This window comes from Pseudomonas sp. PS01270, assembly GCF_029959775.1.
GTDB classification, from domain to species: domain Bacteria; phylum Pseudomonadota; class Gammaproteobacteria; order Pseudomonadales; family Pseudomonadaceae; genus Aquipseudomonas; species Aquipseudomonas atacamensis.
On the sequence record NZ_JASCPT010000187.1, the window covers coordinates 1 to 7,474 of the forward strand.

Here is a 7,474-nt window from a genome sequence, read left to right on the forward strand (position 1 = left end):
CCGGGGTCTGACGCAAAAACCTGTGGGAGCGAGCCTGCTCGCGAAAGCGCTGGGTCAGGAACTTACTCTATTGGATGTGCCGACGCTATCGCGAGCAGGCTCGCTCCTACAACGGGGCTGGATCTCTCTCCACTCGCAACGCTTCCACCACCAGTGAAAACGCCGGCGATGGTTGGCGGCGGCTGGGGTAGTAGAGGTGGAAACCACCGAACGGTTCGCACCAGTCTTCCAGCACTCTGACCAAACGCCCTTCGGCCAGATGCGCACCGAACTCGTCTTCAGGCAAGTAGGCAATCCCCAGCCCGTTCACAGCGGCGTCGGCGATGTGCACGGTGGAGTTGAACACCAGTTGGCCGTCGACCCGCACTTTCAGCTTTTTGCCCTGCCGCTCGAATTCCCAGGCATCGACACCGTCGTAGGTCGGAAAACGGATGTCGATGCAAAGGTGTGCCGCCAGATCGCGCGGATGTTGCGGGGCGGGATGCCGGGCAAAGTAGCCGGGCGAAGCGACCACGGCCATGCGCAGCGGCGGGCCGATCGGTACGGCGATCATGTCTTGGGCGACGGTATCGCTGAAACGCACGCCGGCATCGAAGCGGTCGGCAACGATGTCGCGGAAACCGTAGTTGATATCGAACTCGACCTTGATGTCCGGGTATTGCAGCAATAGTGGCGTCAGCTTGGGCAGCAGAGTGGTCTTGATGATGTTGTCGCCGCAGGTGATGCGCACCGTACCGGCAGGCCTGTCGCGCAACTCGGTCAGCGCGTCCAGCTCGGCTTCGATTTCATCGAAACGATGACCCACGGTGTGCAGCAAACGTTCGCCGGCCGCCGTCAGTGACACGCTGCGTGTGGTGCGGGTCAGCAGGCGAATTTTCAGACGCGCTTCCAGCGCCGAGACTACCTGGCTCACCGCCGATTGCGTCACGCCCAATTGCACCGCCGCGCGGGTGAAGCTGCCGCTGCGGGCAACGGTGACGAAGGCGAGCAGGTCGTTGAAGTTGGGTTTGGCCATGGGTGCGCGCTCGGGTTTATTGATTAGCAGTGTTTATAACCGCATTAAGCACTCATTAGCTAATCAAAGCCTCGAGCCTGCGCAACAATACCTTCATCCCGGCCACGCCTGGCTTCTCGATCAAGGACGCCCCCATGAAACGACTGTTCATACTGCTCGGGTTTCTCCTGAGTTCATTTACTGCATTCGGAGCTGACATGTCCCACGGTGCCGACAATTTCTTCAAAAGCGACAAGGTGACCGCGCAGAAGGTCAGCTTCAAAAATCAATATCAACTGACCGTGGTCGGCAACCTGTTTGTCCCTAAAGGACTCGACCCGGCAGCCCGCAGCGCGGCGATTATCGTTGGCCATCCGATGGGCGCGGTAAAGGAGCAGAGCGCCAATCTGTATGCGCAGAAACTGGCGGAGCAGGGCTTTGTCACCCTGTCGCTGGATCTGTCGTTCTGGGGCGAAAGCGAGGGCGCGCCGCGCAACGCGGTGTTGCCGGACATGTATGCCGAAGACTTCAGCGCGGCCGTCGATTACCTCGGCACACGGCCATTCATCGACCGCGAGCGCATCGGCGTGTTGGGCATCTGCGGCAGCGGCAGCTTCGTGATCAGCGCGGCGAAAATCGACCCACGCATGAAAGCCATCGCCACCGTCAGCATGTACGACATGGGCGCGGCCAACCGTGATGGCCTCAAGCACTCGCAAAGCCTTGCGCAGCGCAAGCAGATCATTGCGCAAGCGGCAGAGCAGCGTTACGCCGAGTTCACTGGCGGCAAGGTCGCATACACCGGCGGCACGGTGCTGGAACTGAAAGCCGACACCCACCCGATCCAGCGTGAATTCTTCGATTTCTACCGCACCCCGCGCGGCGAATTCACCCCGGCCAGCTCGACGCCGCAACAGACCACGCGTCCGACGCTGAGCAGCAACACCAAGTTCATGAACTTCTATCCGTTCGTCGATATCGAGAGCATCTCGCCGCGCCCGATGTTGTTTATTGCCGGTGCCGACGCGCACTCCCGTGAGTTCAGCGAAGAGGCATTCCGGTTGGCGGGGCAGCCGAAAGAACTGGTGATCGTGCCGAATGCCGGCCATGTCGATCTGTACGACCGGGTCGAGCTGATTCCTTTTGCCAAGCTGACGCAGTTCTTCAAGAGCAACCTGAAGTAACTTTCAACGCGACGGAGCAAAGCGATGCGGACTTTTGCCAACGGCTGGAAGGGATTCGTACTGATGGCATGGCTGCCCGTTGCTCTGTCTGCACCGACCGCTATGGAGGCCAGCACGATGTGGATGACCGTCGGAGAACAGCGTTTTGCCATTGCTCTGGATGACAACCCGAGTACGCGGCAATTGCTCACGCGATTGCCGCTGAGCCTGGACATGACCGACCTGCACGGCAATGAAAAATACGCCACCGTGCAGCCGCCATTGCCCACCCAGCCCTACCGGCCGGGCACGATCCACAACGGCGATTTCCTTTTGTATGGCGACGATACGTTGGTGGTCTTCTATAAAACCTTCGATTCGTCCTACCGCTATTCGCGTCTTGGACGCATCAGCCGGCCGCAGGACTTGGCCGAAGTCTTGGGGCGTGGCGATGTGCGGGTGACGTTCACTCTGCATGAGTGAGGAGAGTCATTGATGAACCAGAAATCGTTAAATCAAGGGCGTCTTCTGCGCATCGTCGCCCTCGGCTGCGCGGTCCTCGCCAGTGCAGCCTGCGTGAATCCCCTCTGCGCCAATCCTTCCCGATCACCGGAGAAACCGATCATGAAAGAACAGCCTCTGACGCCTGAACAACTGGCGATCGCCCCGATTGCCGCCAACGCTGCAATCGGCGACATGCCGCGTTTGCACGACGCACTCAATCGTGGTCTCGATGCCGGGCTGAGCATCAGCGAGACCAAGGAAATTCTGGTGCAGCTGTACGCCTACGCCGGCTTCCCGCGCAGCCTCAACGCCTTGTCCTTGCTGATGAAGGTTTTGCAGGAACGCGCCGCGCGGGGCATCGAAGACGTGCCGGGACGCGAGCCGGGTCCGGTTCCGTCGGGATATGCGCTCACTGAACTCGGCACCGACAATCAGACCCGCCTGGTCGGCGCGCCAGTGTCCGGCCCACTGTTCGAATTCGCCCCGGCGATCGATCAATTTCTGAAAGTGCACTTGTTCGGCGACATCTTCGCCCGCGACAACCTGGCATGGACGGATCGGGAACTGGCGACGGTTGGCGCGCTGGCGGCAATGGCTGGGGTGGAATCACAGCTGGAGTCGCATTTGAAGATCAGTCTGAATGTGGGATTGACGGTTGAGCAGTTGCGGCGAGTGGCGCAGGAGTTGGAGTCGCGTGGGGATTTTCAGGCTGCTGAGCGGGTGGGCGCGGGGCTGGACAAAATCCAGCGGTGAGGGCGGCTCGGATTCATTGCCGCTCTGTTAATGCAATTCTTATAGTGCGCGCTGGCGCCGACTCGCTCCCGGTGAGCTTCCTGTTATCCGCTTGAACGCACGACTGAACGCCGCTTGGGAGGTGTAGCCCAAGCGCTGCGCCACTTCTTCGATTGGCAGTCTTTCCAGGGTCAGCCACTGACTGGCCAAGCGCATGCGCAGTTCGGTGGCGTAGCGCAGCGGCGGGGTGCCGAGGGTGGTCTGGAAGCGTTCGGCGAAGACCGAACGTGAGGTGTTGCACAGCGTTGCCAGTTCGGCGACGCTCCAGTCGCGCCCCGGTTGTTGGTGCAGGGCCAGCAAGGCCTGCGCCAGGCGAGGGTCGCGCAGGGCGGCGACGAGACCGGAGGCATTGCCGCAAGCGCATTCGACCCATCCGCGAACAATCATTGCCGCCACTACGTCGGCAAGGCGCGCGAGAATGCCGGCGAAGCCAATGCGCGCTGCGCTGACTTCGCGTTCCATGGTCGCAAGGATTGGCATAAGTCCCGGATAACGCTGGCCGCCAGCGTCGATCAGCATAAGACCCGGCATCAGCCGACCGAGGCCTTGCAGGCTGCCGAGTTCGAACTCCATACAGCCACTAAAGAGCAGGGCGCTATCGGGCGAATCGGCGCTGTGTCCGACCTGCACCGCGCAGACCGTGTCGCCGAGCGGTGCGGCGACGGCGCTGTCAATGTCCTGCACTTCAGCTCCGGCGTGTGACAGCAACTGGTGCGCGGCACCATGAGCAATGAATACCGCATTGCCTGCTGACAACTCGTACAGGCTGCCGTCCTCCAGTCGCAATACCGTCGATCCAGCGGCGACGAAGTGGAAATACGCATGGCCGGGCTTGTCGCTGAAACCCAGGCCATACGGCGGACCAGCGTGGATCCGCCGATATTGCACGCCACGCAGACGCATGCTGCGCAGCAATTCAGTGATCAGGTCTGATGACAGTGCAAAGGGATCGGTGCTGCTCATGTTCGGGGTTTCGATCAAAAGTTCAAGACTTCGCATCATAGATCATCCGGGTTGTCGCCAATAGACTGCCCTCTCGAAATGTCCGAGGGAGTCTTGAAATGAATGAACGTGTAGGTGATGGGCGAACTGACGGGGAGCCGCTGGTGCCTGCGTGGATGGCGGTGTTTTCACTGGCGATGGGCGTGTTTGGTCTGCTCACGGCGGAATATCTGCCGGCCAGCCTGCTGACGCCGATGGCGCTCGATCTCGGCGTCAGCGAAGCGCTGGCAGGGCAAGCGGTGACGGTGACTGCGGTGGTCGCGCTGTTTGCCGGATTGCTGGTGCCCGGGTTGACGCGCAGCCTTGATCGGCGGCTGGTATTACTCGGCTTTTCGGCACTGATGATTGCTTCGAATCTGCTGGTCGCGTTGTCGTCCAGCCTCGCGGTGTTGCTGATCATGCGCATCCTTTTGGGCATAGCCCTCGGCGGATTCTGGAGCATGGCGGCGGCCGTGGCGATGCGCCTGGTGCCGGCGGCGCTGCTGCCACGGGCGCTGTCGATCATCTTCAGCGGGATCGCCGTGGGGACCGTGGTGGCGGTGCCATTGGGCAGTTATCTCGGCGGTCAGTTTGGCTGGCGCAGTGCGTTTTTCGCAGCTGCGGCGGTTGGCGTGGTGACGCTGGTCTTTCAAATGTTCACGCTACCCAGTCTGGCGCCGCATCGTCCGTCACGCCTGCGTACGGTGCTTGAGGTGTTGCTGCGACCGGGCATTGCCGTCGGCATGTTCGGCTGCGTATTGGTACACACCGGTCATTTTGCGTTGTTCACCTATATCAGGCCATTTCTGGAAAGCACCACCGGAGTCGGCTCGCAGACGCTGGCGCTGATGCTCCTTGGTTTCGGCGTGGCAAACTTTGCCGGCACGCTGTTCGCCGGCTGGCTGTTGCAGCGCAATCCAAGGGCAACGTTGGTGCTGATGCCAGTGTTGGTGGGCGTTGCTGCTCTGGCGTTGGTCGGGTTACCGGCCTCGCTCACCGGGCAGGCTTTGCTTCTGGCGCTGTGGGGGATGGCTTTCGGTGGTGTGCCTGTCGCATGGTCGAACTGGGTGGCGCGTTCGATACCCGATCAGGCCGAAAGCGCGGGCGGCATGGTGGTCGCATCGGTGCAGTCGGCGATTGCCTCAGGCGCTGCCGCCGGCGGTTCGGTGTTCAGTTTCAGCGGTATCAATGGCGTGTTTATATCGGCTGGAATTCTGATGTTGCTGGCCGCGCTGCTGATTGCACTGAAGGTCAATGTCGATGTGCCGGAGCCGGGTTCGGCGGCTTTGCCAGTGCATTTGTGATTTGATCAGGGCGGGGCGGGGCGGGGCGGTGGCGAAGCACTGAAGCCCCGCCGATCCCTCTCTTCAACCGCGCTTCGGCAGTTTCCAATCAGGCCGGATGAAGTGGCAGGTGTATCCGTTCGGAATCCGCTCCAGGTAATCCTGATGCTCGGGTTCCGCTTCCCAGAACGGCCCCGCCGGTTCGATTTCCGTTACTACTCGACCCGGCCACAGTTTCGATGCGTCGACGTCGGCGGCGGTGTCTTCAGCGACGGCACGCTGCTCGTCGTTGAGGTAGTAGATCGCCGACCGGTAGCTCGGACCAAGATCGTTGCCTTGACGGTTGGGCGTGCTCGGGTCGTGGATCTGGAAGAAGAACTCGAGGATCTGCCGGTAGCTGATTACCGCCGGATCGAATTCAATCTCGATGGCTTCGGCATGGTTGCCGTGGTTGCGATAGGTCGCATTCGGCACATCGCCGCCGGTATAGCCGACGCGGGTTTTCAGCACACCCGGGTAGCGGCGCAATAAATCCTGCATGCCCCAAAAGCAGCCGCCAGCGAGAATGGCAGTTTCGGTTTGAGTGGTCATGGTGTGTGCTTCCTCTCGAGACGATGTGGGGATACTCACTGTTATGAGGGCGGGTTGAGAGAATCCAAGGTTACGCTCATCAGAATCGACCACTGGCCACCTGATCAGGCGACATGCAGGCGACTGCGATGTTAGTCAGTACGTATTCAACCAAAGCCAAAGAACGAACGCAGCTTGCTCGGTGACTTGCGCTCGTAGAACGGTTTGGTCTCCCTGAGGAAGTAATCACTCAGCCCGGCTTGTCCCGTCAGCACGCGGCAAAAATCAACCGGCCCGCCATCAGGGGCTGTGTCCGCAGCGACATTGCCGGCTTCGCGCATGACCTGCTCGATATCGCCATCCGCTTCGATGCCGACGATCAAGTGCGGTTTTTCATCAATCGAGGGGTCGTGCATCAGCGCCAGGAACGCGCGTTTCACATTGGCGTGTTTGGCCAGCAGTTGCGAGAGCGAATGGACCATCGTCGATGGGTAGTCCGAAGGCTGTCCAAGCAAGACGTTGGTTTCTTTTTCGACGGTACGCTGCGTGGCGGGCCGGCCGATTTCGCCTGAGAGCAGGCGTTGCACTTCATCCGGAAGGAATTCTTTGCCGTACGGCGACTTCGGATTCAGAAAGAGCAGCGCGCCCAGCGTGATTTCGAACAATGATCGTGCCGGTATCTCCACATAGCTCTGCTCGCTGTCGATGGATTGTTGCAGCGTTGGCAGCGAGGAGAAGAACGGAATGACCGACGTGCCATCGGGCTTCTGCCAATGGGCGATGCTGATGTTGCTGCCGGCTTCGAGATTGACATGGCCTCGCGCCGCACCAGCGGTGCCGAGGATGTAGACGGTCGAGTCCAGCAGGGTTCGATAGAACTCAGGGCGATGCGCGGGTTCGTCCGCGGCCAGCCGGAGTGATGTTTCCAATGGGTTTTCTTGGGAAGTATCCATGAGGTCAGTCCGTTATTTTCAATGGAGAGCGATGATTACCTGGCCGGTCCGAGGAGACGTGCTGTCACGATGATACTCGTCCAGAGATTCGAATCCTGCGTCGTTCTAACCAACACCACAAAGCCAACTGTGGGAGCGAGCCTGCTCGCGAAGGCGTCGTGTCAGTTGAAATAACTCACGGCTGATACACCCCTTTAGCGAGCAGGCTCGCTCCCACATTTGAATTTAGCGTTT

The 7,474-nt window shown here is 60.4% G+C and carries 8 protein-coding genes; 4 read left to right on the plus strand and 4 right to left on the minus strand.

Annotated elements, in window-relative coordinates; translation table 11 throughout:
* Window positions 1-106: 106 nt before the first annotated feature.
* Window positions 107-1,015: a LysR family transcriptional regulator gene (locus QMX86_RS26570; protein ID WP_282387162.1), complete on the minus strand. Its 909-nt coding sequence runs from the start codon at window positions 1,013-1,015 to the stop codon at window positions 107-109.
* Window positions 1,016-1,149: 134 nt separating this feature from the next.
* Between QMX86_RS26570 and QMX86_RS26575 the strand changes: the two genes are divergently transcribed.
* The 3 genes from QMX86_RS26575 (at window position 1,150) to QMX86_RS26585 (ending at window position 3,414) form a co-directional block, all read left to right on the plus strand.
* On the plus strand, window positions 1,150-2,178 hold the full coding sequence (locus QMX86_RS26575) for an alpha/beta hydrolase (protein WP_110645698.1): 1,029 nt from the start codon (window positions 1,150-1,152) through the stop codon (window positions 2,176-2,178).
* 24 nt (window positions 2,179-2,202) lie between these two features.
* Window positions 2,203-2,640, plus strand: coding sequence for a cyclophilin-like fold protein (locus QMX86_RS26580; protein WP_282387157.1), 438 nt, complete (start codon window positions 2,203-2,205; stop codon window positions 2,638-2,640).
* 141 nt (window positions 2,641-2,781) lie between these two features.
* Complete coding sequence (locus QMX86_RS26585; RefSeq protein ID WP_282387156.1) at window positions 2,782-3,414, plus strand: carboxymuconolactone decarboxylase family protein; 633 nt, start codon at window positions 2,782-2,784, stop codon at window positions 3,412-3,414.
* Window positions 3,415-3,453: 39 nt separating this feature from the next.
* Here the strand turns inward: QMX86_RS26585 and QMX86_RS26590 are convergent, their stop codons facing one another.
* On the minus strand, window positions 3,454-4,452 hold the full coding sequence (locus QMX86_RS26590) for an AraC family transcriptional regulator (RefSeq protein WP_282387164.1): 999 nt from the start codon (window positions 4,450-4,452) through the stop codon (window positions 3,454-3,456).
* A gap of 62 nt (window positions 4,453-4,514) precedes the next feature.
* Here QMX86_RS26590 and QMX86_RS26595 point away from each other — a divergent pair, with 62 nt between their 5' ends.
* Window positions 4,515-5,738 carry an MFS transporter gene (locus QMX86_RS26595; RefSeq protein ID WP_282387155.1) on the plus strand — a complete coding sequence of 408 codons (1,224 nt, stop codon included), beginning with the start codon at window positions 4,515-4,517 and terminating at the stop codon, window positions 5,736-5,738.
* 63 nt (window positions 5,739-5,801) lie between these two features.
* On the opposite strand, the gene msrA is transcribed toward QMX86_RS26595, so the two are convergent.
* Window positions 5,802-6,308: a peptide-methionine (S)-S-oxide reductase MsrA gene (gene msrA / locus QMX86_RS26600; RefSeq protein ID WP_071172004.1), complete on the minus strand. Its 507-nt coding sequence runs from the start codon at window positions 6,306-6,308 to the stop codon at window positions 5,802-5,804.
* A 146-nt stretch (window positions 6,309-6,454) separates the two neighbouring features.
* Entirely contained in the window at window positions 6,455-7,240 is a 786-nt protein-coding gene (gene sseB / locus QMX86_RS26605; protein WP_282387153.1) for an enhanced serine sensitivity protein SseB, read from the minus strand.
* Window positions 7,241-7,474 lie beyond the last annotated feature (234 nt).

Coding starts and splice junctions, on each gene's coding strand:
- sseB (WP_282387153.1), bottom strand. CDS start 7,240: ATGGATACTTCCCAAGAAAACCCATTGGAAACATCACTCCGGCTGGCC.
- QMX86_RS26570 (WP_282387162.1), bottom strand. CDS start 1,015: ATGGCCAAACCCAACTTCAACGACCTGCTCGCCTTCGTCACCGTTGCC.
- QMX86_RS26590 (WP_282387164.1), bottom strand. CDS start 4,452: ATGCGAAGTCTTGAACTTTTGATCGAAACCCCGAACATGAGCAGCACC.
- QMX86_RS26595 (WP_282387155.1), top strand. CDS start 4,515: ATGAATGAACGTGTAGGTGATGGGCGAACTGACGGGGAGCCGCTGGTG.
- QMX86_RS26575 (WP_110645698.1), top strand. CDS start 1,150: ATGAAACGACTGTTCATACTGCTCGGGTTTCTCCTGAGTTCATTTACT.
- QMX86_RS26585 (WP_282387156.1), top strand. CDS start 2,782: ATGAAAGAACAGCCTCTGACGCCTGAACAACTGGCGATCGCCCCGATT.
- QMX86_RS26580 (WP_282387157.1), top strand. CDS start 2,203: ATGCGGACTTTTGCCAACGGCTGGAAGGGATTCGTACTGATGGCATGG.
- msrA (WP_071172004.1), bottom strand. CDS start 6,308: ATGACCACTCAAACCGAAACTGCCATTCTCGCTGGCGGCTGCTTTTGG.